The sequence below is a fragment of the Larkinella insperata genome (genome assembly GCF_026248825.1).
Taxonomy (GTDB): domain Bacteria; phylum Bacteroidota; class Bacteroidia; order Cytophagales; family Spirosomataceae; genus Larkinella; species Larkinella insperata.
Window position 1 is genome coordinate 6,306,004 of sequence record NZ_CP110973.1, and the last position, 17,365, is coordinate 6,323,368.

The following is a 17,365-nucleotide window of genomic DNA, read 5'->3' on the forward strand; positions in this document are numbered from 1 at the left end:
GCAGGGGAATATGGTAGAAATTGTGAGAACAAAGTTATTTTACGTAGGTCTGGCGAGCTTGCTGCTGCTGTTGCATTCCGGCTTCGGACAAAAGCCCGACAAGACTATTTTGAAAGCCGTTCAACCCGGTTATTTTCTGTTTCCCATCATGCCCGGCGAAGCCAATTCGCTCTCGGGTGGGTTGGGCGATCTGCGTCCGAACCACTTCCACGCCGGAATCGACATCCGGACCGCCCAGCGCGAAGGACTGGACGTGTACGCAGCCGCCGACGGCTATGTGTCCCGGATTGCAGTCTTCACGGGCGGGTACGGCAACGTTATCTTCATCAAACACCCCAACGGCCTCACGACGGTTTACGGCCACCTCAAAACCCTGAGCGATACGCTGGGTCAGTATCTGCGAGCGGAACAATACAAAAAACAGACGTTTGAAATTGATCTGCGTCCGGCGCCCAACCAGTTTCCGGTGAAAAAAGGGCAGATCATCGCGTTGTCGGGAAACACGGGGGGGTCGGGCGGCCCGCACCTGCACTTTGAAATCCGCGACGAAAAGAATAACCTGCTCAATCCGCTGCTTTTCGGCTTTCAGGAAATCGAAGACAACGTTCCGCCTTATTTTGAGCGGATTGCCCTGCAACCCCTGACGCCCGCATCCCGCGTGAACGGTCAGGCCGGGCGGCTGGCACTCACGCCGGTTCGGCGGCCCAACGGGGATTACGTGCTGACGCAACCGATTTCGGCCAGCGGTCTGATTGGTCTGGAAGTACTGGCGCACGATCGTACCAGCGGTTCTCCGTTCCGGAATGGACTCACCTGCATCGAAATTCAGCTCGACGATCAGGAGATGTTTGCCTACAACATGAACAACTTCCCGAACGAAGAAACCCGGCTGATTAACCTGCACATGAATTACGCGGTGGAGCAATTGACGGGCCAGCGGTTTCACCGGTGTTACATCGCCGACGGCAATACCCTCAACTCGTACCGGTACGATCAGAGACAGGGAAAACTGCCCCTCTTCGATGGCAAACCGCACGAAGTCCGGATTACGTTATACGACTGCTTCCAGCACACCACCAACCTGCGGTTTACGGTTTTGCCCGAAGCCGAAAACGCCCTGCCGGGGAAACTGACGCCGAGCAAATTACCGACGGCCATTTTCAGTTCAGTTGAAGAAAACACCCTGATTATCAGAGCCCGCAATTTTCCAACGACCGTTCCGCCAACGGCTCGCTTGTTCGCGAGCGGCGCTTCCAAAGACTTGCCGGTGGATTACGTCCGAGGGAATGAAGCTTATTACGTAGTGGATCTACAAAAATACCTGCCGGATTCGGTACAAGTTGGCAAAACCGTTCTGCCCCTGAATTTCAAGAAACGGATTCTGCCCGGCAAGTCAGCTTTCTACCGTGATTCATCCGTTACCGTTGCGTTTGCTCCGGAGAGCCTGTACGATACCCTGCACCTATCCGTTTCAACCCTGGGTAACCAGCTGACGATTAACCAGAGAACGATTGCTCTGAAAGATAACATTGAAGTGGATTTCGTTCCGGCCGATCCGGTTGAAGACCCCCGCAAAACGCAGATGTACCTGATCAACGGCGGACGACGCTATTACGTGGGCGGTTTCTGGAAAAACAACCATTTTCTGTTCCGAAGCCGTCAGTTAGGAACATTTCAATTGCTGGCCGACCCGAATCCGCCGACGGTCAAATTCCTGCGGAAAGATCATACGGCGCTGGTAGCGACGGTGAAAGATGATTTGTCGGGATTGGATACCGTGCGGGCGATGGTCAACGGCGAGTGGATTTTGATGCAGTACGATTACAAAAGAGCCCTGGTTTGGTCGGATAAATTAGATCCGGCGAAACCGTTTGAAGGCTCGGTGGTGTTAGAAGCAAAAGACCGGGCCGGAAATGTAACCACCGTCACGGCCCAGCTCCCACCCGCTCCCCGACCGATGACCGTCGATTCGGCGGCTGTTGGGGGGGACGAAAACTAACCCTTGGCAGACCATTGAGACGGTTTGCCGTTACTGACAGAAGACTTAAACCTAAAAACTATGGCTCTCCAAACCGGCGACGCAGCGCCCGACTTTGAATCCCGCGACCAGGACGGCAACCCCGTTCGGTTATCGGATTTTCGGGGCAAGAAGGTCGTGCTGTATTTTTATCCGAAAGACGACACCCCCGGCTGTACGGCCGAAGCCTGCAGCCTGCGCGACAACTACGAACATCTGCAAAAAGTCGGTTACGAAGTACTCGGCGTGAGTGTTGATGACGAAAAATCACACCAGAAATTCATCAAGAAATATAACCTGCCATTTCCGCTGCTGGCCGACACCGACCACAAAATCGTGGAAGCCTACGACGTCTGGCACGAAAAGTCGATGTACGGACGCAAATTCATGGGAATCGTCCGCACAACCTTTCTGATTGACGAGCAGGGCACGATTTCCGAGGTTATCACCAAAATTGACACGGAAAAACACGCGGAACAGATTTTAAAATAGAAATTAGCATCCAGCCAGGAGACGACAGACACTTTTTGAACATCTTGCCTCTCTTGTCATAACTCCCTTTTCTACATATGGAAATCCAAGAATTACAACACATTGCCACGCAGGTCCGGCGCGATATCGTCCGGATGGTCCACGCCGTTAATTCCGGCCACCCCGGCGGTTCGCTGGGCTGCACTGACCTTCTGGTCGCGCTTTATTTTGATGTGATGCGCCTGAAGCGGGACCAGGAAGGGAAGGTCATTTTTGACATGGATGCCCGCGACGAAGATGTGTTCTTTTTGTCGAATGGTCACATTTCGCCGGTTTTTTACAGCGTACTGGCCCGTTCCGGTTATTTTCCGGTTTCTGAACTGGCAACGTTCCGGAAGCTCGACAGCCGCCTGCAGGGCCACCCCGCCACCGCCGAACACCTGCCCGGTATCCGTATTGCGTCGGGTTCGCTGGGGCAAGGGCTCTCGGTAGCCTGCGGAGCGGCTTTTGCCAAACGCCTGAACGGCGACGACAAGCAGGTTTACGTACTGATGGGCGACGGTGAGCAGCAGGAAGGCCAGATTTGGGAAGCTGCGTCGTTTGCTCCTCACCATAAACTGGGTAACTTAACGGCCATCATTGACCTCAACGGCCAGCAAATCGACGGCCCGACAAACCTGGTCATGAACAACCGCGACCTGGGCGCTAAATACCGGGCTTTCGGCTGGAACGTGACCGAAATGCATGGCAACGACATGAGCGACATCATCAAAACCCTGCACCAGTCAAAATCCGAACAGGATGTACCGACCCTGATTTTGATGAAAACGGAAATGGGTTACGGCGTCGATTTCATGATGGGTAGCCACAAATGGCACGGTGTTGCCCCCAACGACGAGCAGTTAGCAACGGCCTTAAACCAACTGCCCCTGACGGCGGGAATGGAAGATTATTAATCCTTGTACCTGACATGAAGAAATATACATACACCGAAAAAAAAGACACTCGCTCCGGGTTTGGCGCGGGCATTCTTGAACTGGGCCGCACCAATCCGAACGTCGTTGCCCTGACCGCCGACCTGGCTGGCTCCCTCAAACTGGAAGGATTTATGAAGGAATTTCCGGACCGCTTCATCCAGTGCGGTATTTCGGAAGCCAACATGATCGGGGTTTCGGCCGGTCTGACCATCGGGGGCAAGATACCGTTCGCGACCTCGTTTGCCAACTTTGCCACCGGACGGGTTTACGACCAGATCCGGCAATCGGTTTGCTACTCGAACAAAAATGTCAAAATCTGCGCATCACACGCGGGTCTGACGCTGGGTGAAGACGGCGCGACGCACCAGATTCTGGAAGACCTGGGCATGATGAAAATGCTGCCGCACATGACCGTCATCAACCCCTGCGATTTCAACCAGACCAAAGCTGCAACCATCGCCATCGCCGACTACGAAGGACCGGTATACCTGCGGTTTGGCCGCCCGGTGGTGCCCATCTTTACTCCCGCCGATCAGAAGTTTGAAATCGGAAAAGCCCTCGTGCTGAACGAAGGCCCGGATGTGTCCATCTTTGCGACGGGCCACCTGGTTTGGGAAGCCATCAAAGCCGGTGAAATGCTGGCCGAACAGGGCATCGAAGCCGATATCATCAACATTCACACGATCAAACCGTTTGATGAAGAAGCCGTGCTGGCATCGGTACGCAAAACCCGGTGTGCGGTTTCGGCCGAAGAGCATCAACTGAACGGTGGTCTGGGAGACAGCGTGGCCCAGGCGCTGGCTCGCAACTACCCCGCTCCGCTCGAAATGGTTGGCGTACACGATAGTTTTGGCGAAAGCGGTACGCCCGATCAGCTGATGAAAAAATACGGCCTGACCGCCGAGAAAATTGTTGAAGCTGCGCTGCGGGCGAAGTCCCGCGTCGTTTAATGTTTATCGTCCACGGTTTGTCGTCAAACAACCTGTAACGCTGGTTGATGGCCGACCGTGGACCGTAAGCTTTAAGCCTTAAACGCATAAAATGACAGACGAGGAACTCCTGCAAAAATACCGTGATCCGCAAAGCCGGAATTATGCCTTTAACCTGCTGGTACGCCAATATCAGCAGAAAATCTACTGGCATATCCGAAAAATGGTTATCGACCATGATGACGCGGACGATCTGACGCAGGAAACGTTCATCAAAGTCTGGAATTCGCTGGAGAACTTCCGGGGTGACTCCCAGTTATACACCTGGATTTACCGGATTGCCACCAACGAGTGTCTGAACTTTTTGAATAAGAAGCGCCGACGGTTCTTCCTGCCCATTGGCGATGTGGAAGGCGAGTTGATGGAAAAGCTGGAAAGTAATTCGGACTTTGTTACCACAGGTGCGGAACCTTCCGGGGAGGAAGTTCAGTTGAAATTACAGAAGGCTTTGCTGAAGCTTCCTGAAAAACAACGCCTTGTCTTCAACATGAAGTATTTTGATGACATGAAATATGAAGATATTTCCGAAATTACCGGCACGTCGGTGGGGGCCTTAAAAGCATCGTATCACCTGGCTGTCAAAAAAATTGAAGAATATCTGAATGCAAATTAAACCTGATACCGACTTGCTTGTCAAACCGTTGTGTTTATAAGACAATGGAACCAAAAAAACCAATACGACTTGACGAACTAGATCAGCAACACGCCCTGCGGCAGCTACCGTTTTCGACACCGGAAGGCTACTTTGATACCCTTCCATCACGGATTCAGGCTGAAGCCACCCGCCGTTCGCACCGTTTTACGATAAGCTGGTCGTGGCAACGGTCAGTGTCGACACTGGCGGGAGCGGGATTGGTGGCGGCCCTGGTCTGGTTTACGTACCCGAAAAAGCAGGATTCGCTGGAACCGGAACTGTTGAGCAACATCAGTTCGGCATCGGTTGTCGAATACCTTCAGGATCAGGATATTTACCTGGAAGATTATTCGGATCTGATCGATTCGCACAAGGTGCCTAACGATTCAACCCTGATCCACGAACTGCATGTTTCGCCGGAATCAATCCAGCAAATGATTGAGGAAGATGCAGCCGGTACCGTAACCATCTGAGTAGTTAAACGGTTTAGAGTTTATGGTTTGTAGCGTAACCCGAATAGCCAATGCTACGGGAATGGCCTGTAAACTCTAAACCCAATCTGCCTGATTATGACCGATTCTTTATTCTTACGTATTACTATGAAACCGTTCATTCGCTCACTGGTCCTGTTCTTTGGTCTGCTGCTAACGCTGCCGGCCGCTGCCCAGAATCAGGATCGCCAAAAAATAGAAAGTGCAAAAATTGGCCTGATTACCAATCGGTTGAACTTGACCACCGAACAGGCGCCACAGTTCTGGGCGATATACAATGAGTACAGTGATAAACGGCGGGATATTACGCGGCAATTGCGCCGACCAAGTAAACCCGGCGGCACTGCGCCCATCAATGAATTAAACGAGTCGGTCGAGTTGAAACAGAAGCTGGTGGATCTGGAAAAGGATTACAACGCCAAATTTCTGCGGGTGATCAGTCCGCAGCAGCTTCAGGAGTTGCACAACACCGAACGCATGTTTAACAAAATGCTGATGGATCAGCTTCGATCGAATTAACCAAAAACTTTGCTATACTACACCTGCAACAAGCCCGGCCACTTGGCCGGGCTTTGTGTTTGCACCCATTTCGAAACCGGTTCGAAAAAGCGCACTAAAAATGAACATGTAAATGTTTTCTGTTTCGGCAGCATTTGCCTTACTTTAACCCCGAGGCAGCCAACAATTACGATGAATTTACCCCAGGCCGAAGCATTTATACTAGCCAGACTGGAGCGGGAACTCGCGCCCACCCTGTATTATCACGGCATTCATCATACCCGGGATGTGGCAGATGTGGCGTTGCGGCTGGCGCAGGCCGAGAACATTACCGATGCTCCGACGCTGGCGCTACTCCGAACGGCTGCTTTGTATCACGATTGCGGTTTCGTTACGACCTACCAGGGGCATGAAGCGGAAGGTTGCCGCTACGCCCGCCAAACGCTGCCGGAATTTGGGTACTCAACCCAGCAGATTGAACAGATTTGCGGGATGATCCTGGCTACCCAAATCCCCCAAAGCCCGCAGAACCTGCTCGAACAAATTCTGTGTGATGCCGACCTGGACTACCTCGGCCGCCCGGATTTTGAACCGATTGCACAGACCCTTTTTAGGGAGTTGAAAGCCCGCAACCTGATCAGCGACGAACCCACCTGGAACCGGGTTCAGGTGGATTTTCTGGAGGGGCACCGCTACTGGACGCCAACCGCTAACGCCCTGCGAAGGGAAAACAAACAGCGGCAGTTAGATCACCTCAAAGAGATTGTCAGCCATTATCCGGTTTGACCGCCAGGGTCTGTAGCCGCTCATTCTGAAGCCGGATGCGCTGGCATAAAATCCGCATCATATTCCGCAGCACTTCCTCGCGCTCCTCCATCAGATCGTAGAAATCTTCGTGATCGATCCGGAAGAGCAGCACCTCAGAGGCCGCAATTGCCGAAGCCGACCGCGGTTCGGTATCCAGCAAAGCCAGTTCGCCGAACACATCGCCCCGTTCAAACTGCGCCAGGCGTTCCTTGCGGTCGTAAATATCAACCGAGCCCGAATAAATCACGAACATACAGGTACCTATTTCTCCTTTTTCAAAAATCGTTTGCCCTTCCTGAAACTGCACTTCCTTCATGATGGGAGCAATCGTACTCAGGATGTTTTCCGGCGTATTGGCAAACAATCGGGTATTTTTCAGGACGATAACCCGTTCAAAATCGGAAATGTGCTCTTCTTCAATTGATTTCATAAGTTCAACAGAAATCGTGGGATAATCGACCAGCAGCCGCTGGTACCAGTCGGGGTGTTCCACCTGAACCACCTGCAAAACCCCGCTGGCGCTTTCACTCAGGAGCTGAACCGAATGGTGCAGATACCCACCCAGCAGCCGCGCGTTGGGCAACGACCGGGGCGTCCACCGGCGCATGGCCACGCTGATGGTCCAGGCGGAAAAGACCGTCTCCCCCTGGTGTAAAATGTACGTCAGCAACGATTCTTCAGCCTGAAATAACCCCAGTTGTGCATCCATCAGACGGACTTTTTCGGCGACCGGAACCTCATCGACCATCGCCTGCAACGACTGATACACCACCCGCGGAATGAGGTTGTCGAGCATTTCCAGGGCGTTGGCCCTCCGCTCCCGCGACGCGTGATCAATGCCCGTCCGGACGCTGGCAATGACATCGCGGTCGTACAATTGCATCAACAGAAAAAACACCCGTTGCAGCAACCGCTCCATCTCGTAATCCAGACAGGCCAGCAATTCCTTGTCGTTTTTGTGCAGACTACCGTGGAGCAACCGTTGCGCCAGTTTCAATTCTTCCTGCAAAACCTGGTGGTAAACGTCCGGGCTGGCGCCCGAAAACTCAAAATGACTGAGGGCTTTTATAGCCGCCGTCCGGACCGACAAGTCCGGGCGTCTAACCAGACTCGTCAGGAGTTGGTGGCTTTCCGGCGTCCGGATTTTGGCGCAAACCCCGGCAATCCGGCGAATCAGCACCGAATCGGTGGTATTCTGCAGGGCGTCTTCCAGTAAAGGCAGGGCCGCCTGCTGCATTTGACTCAACCCCTGGGCCGCCGATCGCCAGTACATCCGGTCGGCCAGCAGATTAACCAGCTTACGGGTTAAGCCCGGATGATTTATGACGCCCGCGGTTCGAATAGCCGCTTTAACCAATTCGGCATCGTTACTTTGTAAGGTGTCGCTTACCAGTGTATCGTACGGCTGCAGTTGCAGAATCCGGATGATTTCCAACACCGCCAACCGATCGACGGTTTGGCGCGATTCGACCAGCGCGCGCAAACTCTCGGCCGCCTGAGCCGCAAACGGACGGTTTTCCCAACCGCCCAGGATGGCCCCTTTCCGAATGGTCAGATCGGCATGATGCAGCAAACTTGTCACTTTTTGGGCATCCGCTTTGGGCGATCCGCAATACAACCGACTGGCCGGTTCGCGAATGGCCGGTTCAGAATCACCGGTAGCTAATTGGTATAGAACGGAAGCATCGGGCGTCAGGGACAAGTCCGTGAACGTTTCCAGCGCAAACCGGCGCACCGGCGCATCGGGATGCTGGAGCAGCCTCGTGGACCGCTCCGCCAGTTTATCCGGACGGTGTGTTTTTAACCAGTCAATGGCGTTGATCACTTCCTCCACCCGGGAGCTTTTCAGATTGCCCAGAATCAGTTTCGCAACCTCGTCGGGAGCCGCCAGTTCATTTGTTTCGAGAAACCGCCGGCTCAGGGCCAATTTCAGTTCATCCAGGTAATACCGGTACGTCCGCCGAAGTAGCCAGAAAGCAACGAGCGTACTCAACCCCATCCAGACAAACGGCACCCATTCGTTCAGTTGCGGATAAGCATGATAAGCGTAGAGCAGGATACCCGCCAGGGCCATACCCAGCGGTTCATAAAACCCCTTTACCAACGTGTGCCCCTGCAACCGCTGCGAAGCGCTAAGCGGCTGGAAGAGAACCAGAAAAACCGGGTCGAACAGCGAACGGCGAATCACTTCGAAGGCCAGGTAAAGCGTGCAGTAGTACAGCAACCAGGTCGATTCGCTTACATCCGAAAGGTAAACAGCCGCAAAGACCAGCACGGCCGCGAAAGCCGTCTGCGGCAACAGTTGCAACGAACGCCGAACACCCAGCCGATCCAGCGCCCGCCGGGACAGCAGCACTTTCACCAGCATTGCCACCAGATACGTCAGGGCCAACACCTGACTGACGTACTGAAGCAGCGAAGTTGTTGCGTGAATCTTGTATTTGACGTTGATGAAGAACGCGTATTCGACGCTGGCGGCCACCGTGGCCACGGCAACCAGACTCAGGCACATCAGGGTAATCAGGTGGCTGTTGCCAAACAATTGCTCGACGATGCGGGACTGGCTGTGCCGCACCCGCGACGAACCGTGCGAGGTGTGAATATCGTGGGATCGGTACGTCAGCCGCAGCATGTAGATAGCCGCCAGAAAAGACCCGAAGGCCACCAGCAGCAGAAAAAACATATCCGTGTGGGCGTGCACGAGAGCCGCCAGAATAGCCCCCAGCGCCTTGGCGGGCATATCTCCCGAACTGATGACGCTGAAAAGCCGCTTGCTCTGCCGAACATCAAACACCACCGCCGACACGCCCCAGAACTCCAGACTGGTCAGTAAGTAGATTAACCGGTAGCCCACCATAATGGCAATGGCCGCCCCCACCGAATGACCTACCAAAACCAGCACGGCCAGCACGAACGTCAGGGCAATCACCGCCCACAGCACCCGAACGGCCAGACTCCGCAGCGCCAGGTGGTGTTCGTAGTGGGTGTAAAGCTTCCCGACCAGCATCATGCCAATGGCCGAGACTACGTAGGCAATCGGTAAACTGGTTTCGGGGTGATTTTCAAGCAGAATGACGTTGGCCGAAACGTACGCCAGAATTGTTCCGATACCGAGAAAGAAATTATGCAGAAAAAACAACCAGACCGTTCTGACTTCGTGCTGGCGAACACCAATCGAACGGTAGAACTTTTGCGCTGGCGACATGCCGTTTTCAGCTTGGTAATAACTATCAATAATACGGCTTTTCCGCCATTCTGCCTACTTTTACACGACAATTTCCAATTTGATCATGGTATCACAACAAACGCCAAAGGCTCATCAGCTTCAGAAACCGATTCGGATTGTAACGGCCGCTGCGCTGTTCGACGGCCACGATGCCGCCATCAACATCATGCGCCGGCTGATGCAGGCATCCGGGGCCGAAGTCATTCACCTGGGCCATAACCGTTCGGTTGCGGAAATTGTCGATTGCGCCATTCAAGAGGATGCGCAGGGCATTGCCGTCACATCATACCAGGGCGGCCACATCGAGTTTTTCAAGTACATGATTGATCTGCTCCGGGAACGGGGTGCGGGGCATGTCAAGGTTTTTGGCGGAGGGGGTGGTACGATTTTACCAATCGAAATCGAGGAGTTGCACCGCTACGGGGTTGCCCGGATTTATTCACCGGACGACGGCCGCACCTTGGGCTTACAGGGTATGATCACCGATCTGCTCGAAAAATGTAACCAAGTAACCGAAACGATTAATCCATTGGAAGACCTGAACGGGCAATTGCCTACCTGGACGCGAGCCAGCGATGGGCAACGGATCGGTCAGTTGATTTCCGTCGCGGAAAATGAACCGGAACGTTACGACAAAACCCGTTCCCGCTGGCCATTGGCCGAAAAGCAACCCCGAACCGTTCCCGTCCTCGGTATTACCGGCACGGGTGGAGCGGGCAAATCGTCGCTGGTCGATGAGCTGATCCGGCGGTTTCTGCTTCGTGTTCCGGATAAAACCGTTGCCATTTTATCCGTCGATCCGTCGAAGCGAAAAACCGGCGGGGCGCTCCTGGGCGACCGCATCCGGATGAACGCCATTCACCCCGATCTGGCGGCCGGGCGGGTTTATATGCGCTCACTGGCAACTCGCCAAGCCAATCTGGCCCTGAGCAAACACGTTCGCGACGCCATCGAGATCTGCAAAATAGCGCAGTTTGACCTGATCATTATTGAAACCTCGGGCATCGGGCAGTCGGATACGGAAATCACCGACCATTCGGATGTGAGCCTGTACGTCATGACCGCCGAGTACGGCGCGGCCACCCAACTGGAAAAAATCGACATGCTGGACTTTGCCGACGTCGTTGCCATCAACAAATTCGACAAACGGGGTTCGCTGGATGCGTTGCGCGACGTTCGCAAGCAGTACCGCCGGAACCACGCGGCTACTCATCCCGGCATCTGGGAAACCGACGACGACAAACTTCCCATTTTTGGCACCGTCGCGTCCCAGTTCAACGACGCCGGCATGACCGCCCTGTTCGCGCGACTGATGCAGTTGATCGGGCAGAAAACCGGCGTCCATTTGCTGGAAGGGACTCCCGCCGAATCCCCCTCCTCGCCCGCTCCGGCTTCCATCATTCCGCCCGACCGGGTGCGGTACCTGGCCGAACTGGTGGAAACCAGCGAGCAGTACGACGCCTTCGTTCGGGAGCAGGTCGTCATTGCCCGCAAACTGTATCAGATCAACGGCGTTCTGGAAACGCTGAAAACCGCACCGGATGGAGCGGCTGCGGTGGACGCCCTGAACGCCATGTACCGGGATTTTGAAAACCGTCTGCACCACGACTGCCGCCAGCGACTGAAAGACTGGCCGGCCCTGAAAGCGAAATACCGGGCCGATACGTATCAGTATCAGGTCCGTGATAAAACAATCCACCAGAATCTGTTTACTACGTCGCTGTCGGGTTTGCGGATTCCGAAAATCAGTCTGCCGACCTACGAGGACTGGGGCGACATTCTGCGCTGGCTGCTGACCGAAAATGTTCCGGGCGAATTTCCCTACACGGCCGGGGTGTTTCCGCTCAAGCGTGAGGGGGAAGATCCGGCCCGGATGTTTGCCGGGGAAGGCGGTCCGGAACGCACCAACCGGCGGTTTCACTACGTTTCGAAAGGCTTGCCCGCTAAACGGCTTTCTACGGCATTCGATTCGGTTACGCTCTACGGCGAAGACCCGGATTACCGCCCCGATATTTACGGCAAAATCGGTAACTCGGGCGTCAGCATCTGTACGCTGGACGACGCCAAAAAGCTCTACAGCGGCTTTGATCTCTGCAATCCGGCCACCTCGGTTTCTATGACGATTAATGGGCCGGCGCCCATGCTGCTCGGTTTTTTCCTGAATGCCGCCATCGATCAGCAGTGCGAAAAATGGCTGCGTCAGCAGGGTAATCTCGATAAGATTTCTGTCCTTCTGCCCACTGCACCCCACTACAACGGCCCACTCCCCGACGGCAACGACGGTTTGGGGTTGCTCCTGCTCGGAACCTCCGGCGACCGGGTTCTGCCCCGGGACGTGTACGAAAAAATCAAGGCCGATACGCTCCGGCAGGTGCGCGGAACGGTGCAGGCCGATATTTTAAAGGAAGACCAGGCGCAAAATACCTGCATTTTCTCAACGGAATTTGCGCTGCGCATGATGGGCGACATTCAGCAGTATTTTACCGACAAGCAGGTTCGCAACTTTTACTCGGTCTCGATTTCGGGCTATCACATCGCCGAAGCCGGGGCCAACCCTATTTCCCAACTGGCATTTACCCTGTCCAACGGCTTTACGTTCGTGGAATATTACCTCGCACGGGGTATGCACATCGACGATTTTGCGCCCAATCTCTCCTTTTTTTTCTCGAACGGTATGGACCCGGAATATTCGGTGCTGGGCCGGGTAGCGCGCCGGATCTGGGCAAAAGCCATGAAGCAAAAGTACAATGCCAACGAACGTTCGCAGAAACTGAAGTACCACATCCAGACGTCGGGCCGGAGTTTACACGCGCAGGAAATCGCCTTTAACGACATTCGGACGACGCTCCAGGCGCTGACGGCATTGTCTGACAACTGCAACTCGCTCCACACGAATGCCTACGACGAAGCCATTACGACGCCAACGGAAGAAAGCGTCCGTCGGGCGATGGCGATTCAGTTGATCATCAATCAGGAATTTGGGCTGGCGAAGAACGAAAACCCGTTGCAGGGTGCCTTCATGATGCAAGAACTGACGGACCTGGTTGAGCAGGCCGTTCTGAACGAATTCCGTAGCCTGAACGAACGCGGGGGCGTGCTGGGCGCCATGGAACGCATGTACCAGCGCAGTAAAATTCAGGATGAATCGATGGCGTACGAAATGCAGAAGCACAGCGGCAAACTGCCCATCGTGGGCGTCAACACCTTCCTCGATCCCAACGGCTCACCCACCCGGATTCCGCAGGAAGTTATCCGCTCAACGGACGAGGAGAAACGCTACGCCATCGAATCCCGGCTGGCTTTTCAGGAACGAAACAAAGCAGCAGCCGCAGTGGCCTTGAAGGAAGTTCAAACCGTAGCCCTGTCGAACGGCAACAGCTTCGAAGCGCTGATGGAAGCCACGAAAGTTTGTACGTTGGGGCAGCTGTCGCGGGCCTTATACGCCGTTGGCGGGCAATACCGACGCAATATGTAAACGACTGATTCGCAGACAAAAATTTACTTATTTCTTATAAGACGATGAAAGCAACGTCCATAAGTGCTCTTATTTTTCTGCTCCCCACCGTTTTATGGGCCCAGCTTTCTAAACAAAGAAGCTGGCAAAACGATTTCTTATTCAGGGTGCCGCCCCGACTGGATTCTGGCATGAACATAAACGGGCTCTCCCGCGAGTCGTGTCACCGATTGATTGACAAAATGTTCACCGTCGATCAGCAATACCGGGACAGCTCTATGCGCTATCAATTGCATTCCGAGAAGGAACGGTATTTTACCCGTTTAATGAACCAGAACGATCTGGTGAACTGGACGCTCCTGTTGAAGATAGTAAAACGGCATGGCTGGCCTTGCCAGGCAAACGGTGAACGTTCGTACAAAGCCTGGATCATTGCCTGGCACGCCCGGGCCGACTGGAAATGGATGCAACGTTTTTACCCTCACGTCCGAAAGGCAAACCAATTGCGCTGTGTGCATCCGAATTTGTACCGGGAATTTAAAGACCAGTTTGACCACCTGAACAAAGTCTTCAACCCCACAGGAACTTAAATGGTGTGCATACCAGTAACAAATATTTTTGGCGATTCCGGCAAGACTGGCCCGAAAAATGATCAGGCTCATTGCATATCTTTTTTGTCTGACAAAAGCAAAGAAATCCGCTTTCTGTTACAGAAGAAGGCACTTTTCACAAAGTAAATTCCCAAAAATTAATCGCTATTGTTAAAGCAGAACATTAATTTAAGGCGACAAATGACTTCATGTCCGCCAAGTCGTCTAACCTCAGGACTTAATTTTTCGACGTAACCACCGTACCTGGAGCTTCATATGGAATACAACCTTAAGATGCAAAACAACATCGAACGCGAGCGAATCTACAGCCGCGCAGACAACAAAGGGTGGAAGAAATGGGGCCCTTATCTCTCGGAACGCTCGTGGGGTACGGTTCGTGAGGACTACAGCGTCCACGGCAACGCCTGGGGATTTATTACCCACGACATGGCACGCTCCCGGGCCTACCGCTGGGGGGAAGACGGTATTGGTGGGCTTTCCGACAACAAAGGGCACGTTTGTTTTGCGCTGGCATTCTGGAATCACCAGGACAGCATCATCAAGGAACGGCTTTTTGGGCTGACCGGTCCGGAAGGCAACCACGGCGAAGACGTCAAAGAGCTGTATTACTACCTCGATAGTACGCCGACGCACTCCTACATGAAGATGCTCTACAAGTATCCGCAGCAGCCGTTTCCGTACGGCCGTCTGGTGGATGCGGCCCGCCATCGCAACCGGCTCGAACCCGAATTCGAACTAGTCGATACGGGTATTTTCGACGAGAATCAGTACTTCGATATTTTTATTGAATACGCCAAAAACGACGAAAACGATATCCTGATCAAGATAACGGCGCACAACCGGTATTCGCAGGAGGCTCAACTGACGATGCTTCCTACGCTCTGGTTCCGCAACACCTGGTCGTGGGGGTACGAACAATATGCCTACAAACCGATTCTGAACGGTATTGCTACCACGCAGATTGCGGTTGATCATAAGCTGCTCGGCAAATACAAGCTCTACTGCGAAGATGCCGACGAATTGCTGTTCTGCGAAAATGAAACCAATACCGAACGACTTTACGGTATTCCGAACGAGTCGCTGTTTTGCAAGGACGGTATTAATAATTACGTTATTTCGGGCGACAAGAAGTATGTTAACCCGAACCAAATCGGCTCGAAGGCTTCTGCGCGGTACGTGCGGGCGGTACCGGGGGGCGATTCGGTGACCATCCGGCTGCGGTTCAGCCAGGATACCCACAACAGCCAGCCGTTTGCCGACTTTGACGAAATTTTTGATCAGCGGCTGCGGGAGGCCGACGAGTTTTACGATCAGTTGCAAAGCAACGTCGTTGATCCCGAACTGCGGACCATTCAGCGGCAGGCCTACGCCGGTATGTTGTGGAACAAGCAGTTCTATTATTACAACGTGAACGAGTGGCTCAAGGGCGACCCCAAAATGCCAACGCCGTTCCACGGCCGGGCCTATCAGCGCAATTCCAGCTGGCGGCATATGTACACGGCCAACATCCTGTCGATGCCCGACAAATGGGAATATCCGTGGTTTGCAGCCTGGGACCTGGCGTTTCATACGCTGACGCTGGCCCGGCTCGATCCGCACTTCGCCAAACGGCAACTGGCGGTTATTCTGCGCGAGTACTACATGCATCCCAACGGCCAGATTCCGGCCTACGAGTGGAATTTCAGCGATGTAAACCCGCCCGTCCACGCCTGGGCGACCTGGAAAGTTTATGAGATCGACCGGGACATGAACGGCAAGGGAGACATCGACTTCCTGGAACGGGTTTTTCACAAAATGCTGCTCAACTTTACGTGGTGGGTCAACCGCAAGGACGTGAACGGGAACAGCATCTTCGGCGGGGGCTTCCTCGGCCTCGATAACATCGGGGTGTTCGACCGCAGCCAGCCCTTGCCGATGGGTGGTCACATTGAGCAGGCCGACGGTACGGGCTGGATGGCGATGTACACGCTAAACATGCTCCGGATTGCCTGCGAAATTGCCCTGACCCGGCCCTCCTACCAGGACATGGCGTCCAAATTTTTCGAGCACTTCCTGCACATCGCAGCCGCCATGAAAAACCTCGGGGGCCAGGGTATCAGTCTGTGGGACGAAGACGATCAGTTTTACTACGACGTTCTGCACACGCCCGACTCCAGTATGCTGCTGAAAATCCGGTCGATGGTGGGTCTGATTCCGCTGTTTGCCGTGGAGATTCTAGACGATAAGCTGCTGGAAAAATTGCCGGACTTCAAACGCCGGGTGGAATGGGTGTTGACCAACCGCCCGGATCTGGCGTCGCTGATTTCGCGCTGGCACGAACCGGGAAAAGGCGCCACGCACCTGCTCTCGCTGCTCCGCGGCCACCGGATGAAGATGCTGCTCAAACGGATGTTCGACGAAACCGAATTCCTGTCGGAGTACGGCATCCGGGCCCTGTCGAAATACCACGGCGACAAACCGTACGAGTTCAACCTGAACGGCGAAATCTTTACGGTTAAATACGTGCCGAACGAATCGGAAACCAGCCTGTTCGGCGGTAACTCCAACTGGCGGGGGCCAATCTGGTTTCCGGTCAATTACCTACTGATCGACTCGCTCCTCAAGTTTTACAACTACTACGGCGACGATTTTGAAATCGAGTACCCGACGAATTCGGGCCAGGTCATGAGCATCAAAGAAGCCACGGTATTGGTTGCCGAGCGCCTGATCAACATCTTCCGGCGCGACAACACCGGCAAAGTTCCGGCCTATAGCGGACACGAGAAGTTTCAGGATGATCCGCACTTCAAGGACCTTCACCTGTTTTTCGAGTACTTCCACGGCGATAACGGAAGCGGCCTGGGCGCCAACCACCAAACTGGCTGGACGGGTCTGGTAGCCGACCTAATCGAGTTTTTATACCAACACCGCCAGCAGCAGGAGCCCATTCACGCCAAGGTGTTGTAGCGGCCTGTAAGCCTGTACTTCGGCTTTTCCGAAACCTTTCTTCGCCAGTCAGTCACTTTTTGTCAACAGAAAGAGGCTGACTGGTTTCTTTATGAGGCCCCTTAACGAAAAATACCTCTTCTTTGTTTGCTCGAAAACTCGGAATTTGCAATCCCCTCGTCACTTTCTTTGGCAGGTCGGGCCAAAACCCGTATCTTCACCCACCCCCTCATAACTTCTGATCCGAATGCCAAGACTGTTGTGT

Annotated in this window: 12 protein-coding genes; 11 read left to right on the plus strand and 1 reads right to left on the minus strand. The window is 53.9% G+C overall.

Annotated elements, in window-relative coordinates; all coding sequences use genetic code 11:
* Window positions 1–22 precede the first annotated feature (22 nt).
* The 8 genes from OQ371_RS25400 to OQ371_RS25435 all read left to right on the plus strand — a co-directional run bounded on the left by OQ371_RS25400 (window position 23) and on the right by OQ371_RS25435 (window position 6,863).
* Window positions 23–1,999, plus strand: a complete 1,977-nt coding sequence (locus OQ371_RS25400; RefSeq protein WP_265991275.1) for a M23 family metallopeptidase — start codon at window positions 23–25, stop codon at window positions 1,997–1,999.
* A 60-nt stretch (window positions 2,000–2,059) separates the two neighbouring features.
* A complete protein-coding gene (gene bcp, locus OQ371_RS25405; RefSeq protein ID WP_265991276.1) occupies window positions 2,060–2,509 on the plus strand; it encodes a thioredoxin-dependent thiol peroxidase in 450 nt (149 codons plus the stop codon).
* A gap of 77 nt (window positions 2,510–2,586) precedes the next feature.
* On the plus strand, window positions 2,587–3,444 hold the full coding sequence (locus tag OQ371_RS25410) for a transketolase (protein WP_265991277.1): 858 nt from the start codon (window positions 2,587–2,589) through the stop codon (window positions 3,442–3,444).
* A gap of 14 nt (window positions 3,445–3,458) precedes the next feature.
* Complete coding sequence (locus OQ371_RS25415; RefSeq protein ID WP_265991278.1) at window positions 3,459–4,415, plus strand: transketolase family protein; 957 nt, start codon at window positions 3,459–3,461, stop codon at window positions 4,413–4,415.
* A 91-nt stretch (window positions 4,416–4,506) separates the two neighbouring features.
* Window positions 4,507–5,067: an RNA polymerase sigma factor gene (locus OQ371_RS25420; protein WP_265991279.1), complete on the plus strand. Its 561-nt coding sequence runs from the start codon at window positions 4,507–4,509 to the stop codon at window positions 5,065–5,067.
* A gap of 44 nt (window positions 5,068–5,111) precedes the next feature.
* Complete coding sequence (locus OQ371_RS25425) at window positions 5,112–5,561, plus strand: helix-turn-helix domain-containing protein (protein WP_265991280.1); 450 nt, start codon at window positions 5,112–5,114, stop codon at window positions 5,559–5,561.
* Between the two features lie 126 nt (window positions 5,562–5,687).
* Window positions 5,688–6,098, plus strand: coding sequence for a hypothetical protein (locus OQ371_RS25430; protein ID WP_265991281.1), 411 nt, complete (start codon window positions 5,688–5,690; stop codon window positions 6,096–6,098).
* Window positions 6,099–6,269: 171 nt separating this feature from the next.
* Entirely contained in the window at window positions 6,270–6,863 is a 594-nt protein-coding gene (locus OQ371_RS25435) for an HD domain-containing protein (protein ID WP_265991282.1), read from the plus strand.
* Here the strand turns inward: OQ371_RS25435 and OQ371_RS25440 are convergent.
* Entirely contained in the window at window positions 6,844–10,089 is a 3,246-nt protein-coding gene (locus tag OQ371_RS25440) for a cyclic nucleotide-binding domain-containing protein (RefSeq protein WP_265991284.1), read from the minus strand. The genes OQ371_RS25435 and OQ371_RS25440 overlap by 20 nt on opposite strands.
* 85 nt (window positions 10,090–10,174) lie before the next feature.
* Here OQ371_RS25440 and OQ371_RS25445 point away from each other — a divergent pair, with 85 nt between their 5' ends.
* The 3 genes from OQ371_RS25445 (at window position 10,175) to OQ371_RS25455 (ending at window position 17,121) form a co-directional block, all read left to right on the plus strand.
* Entirely contained in the window at window positions 10,175–13,585 is a 3,411-nt protein-coding gene (locus OQ371_RS25445; RefSeq protein ID WP_265991286.1) for a methylmalonyl-CoA mutase family protein, read from the plus strand.
* Between the two features lie 170 nt (window positions 13,586–13,755).
* Entirely contained in the window at window positions 13,756–14,154 is a 399-nt protein-coding gene (locus tag OQ371_RS25450; protein ID WP_265991288.1) for a hypothetical protein, read from the plus strand.
* Window positions 14,155–14,430: 276 nt separating this feature from the next.
* Window positions 14,431–17,121 (plus strand): MGH1-like glycoside hydrolase domain-containing protein, encoded by a 2,691-nt coding sequence (locus OQ371_RS25455; protein WP_265991289.1) that lies wholly within the window; start codon window positions 14,431–14,433, stop codon window positions 17,119–17,121.
* The last annotated feature ends 244 nt before the right edge of the window (window positions 17,122–17,365 follow it).

Coding starts and splice junctions, on each gene's coding strand:
- bcp (WP_265991276.1), top strand. CDS start 2,060: ATGGCTCTCCAAACCGGCGACGCAGCGCCCGACTTTGAATCCCGCGAC.
- OQ371_RS25410 (WP_265991277.1), top strand. CDS start 2,587: ATGGAAATCCAAGAATTACAACACATTGCCACGCAGGTCCGGCGCGAT.
- OQ371_RS25415 (WP_265991278.1), top strand. CDS start 3,459: ATGAAGAAATATACATACACCGAAAAAAAAGACACTCGCTCCGGGTTT.
- OQ371_RS25420 (WP_265991279.1), top strand. CDS start 4,507: ATGACAGACGAGGAACTCCTGCAAAAATACCGTGATCCGCAAAGCCGG.
- OQ371_RS25425 (WP_265991280.1), top strand. CDS start 5,112: ATGGAACCAAAAAAACCAATACGACTTGACGAACTAGATCAGCAACAC.
- OQ371_RS25430 (WP_265991281.1), top strand. CDS start 5,688: ATGAAACCGTTCATTCGCTCACTGGTCCTGTTCTTTGGTCTGCTGCTA.
- OQ371_RS25435 (WP_265991282.1), top strand. CDS start 6,270: ATGAATTTACCCCAGGCCGAAGCATTTATACTAGCCAGACTGGAGCGG.
- OQ371_RS25440 (WP_265991284.1), bottom strand. CDS start 10,089: ATGTCGCCAGCGCAAAAGTTCTACCGTTCGATTGGTGTTCGCCAGCAC.
- OQ371_RS25445 (WP_265991286.1), top strand. CDS start 10,175: ATGGTATCACAACAAACGCCAAAGGCTCATCAGCTTCAGAAACCGATT.
- OQ371_RS25450 (WP_265991288.1), top strand. CDS start 13,756: ATGAACATAAACGGGCTCTCCCGCGAGTCGTGTCACCGATTGATTGAC.
- OQ371_RS25455 (WP_265991289.1), top strand. CDS start 14,431: ATGGAATACAACCTTAAGATGCAAAACAACATCGAACGCGAGCGAATC.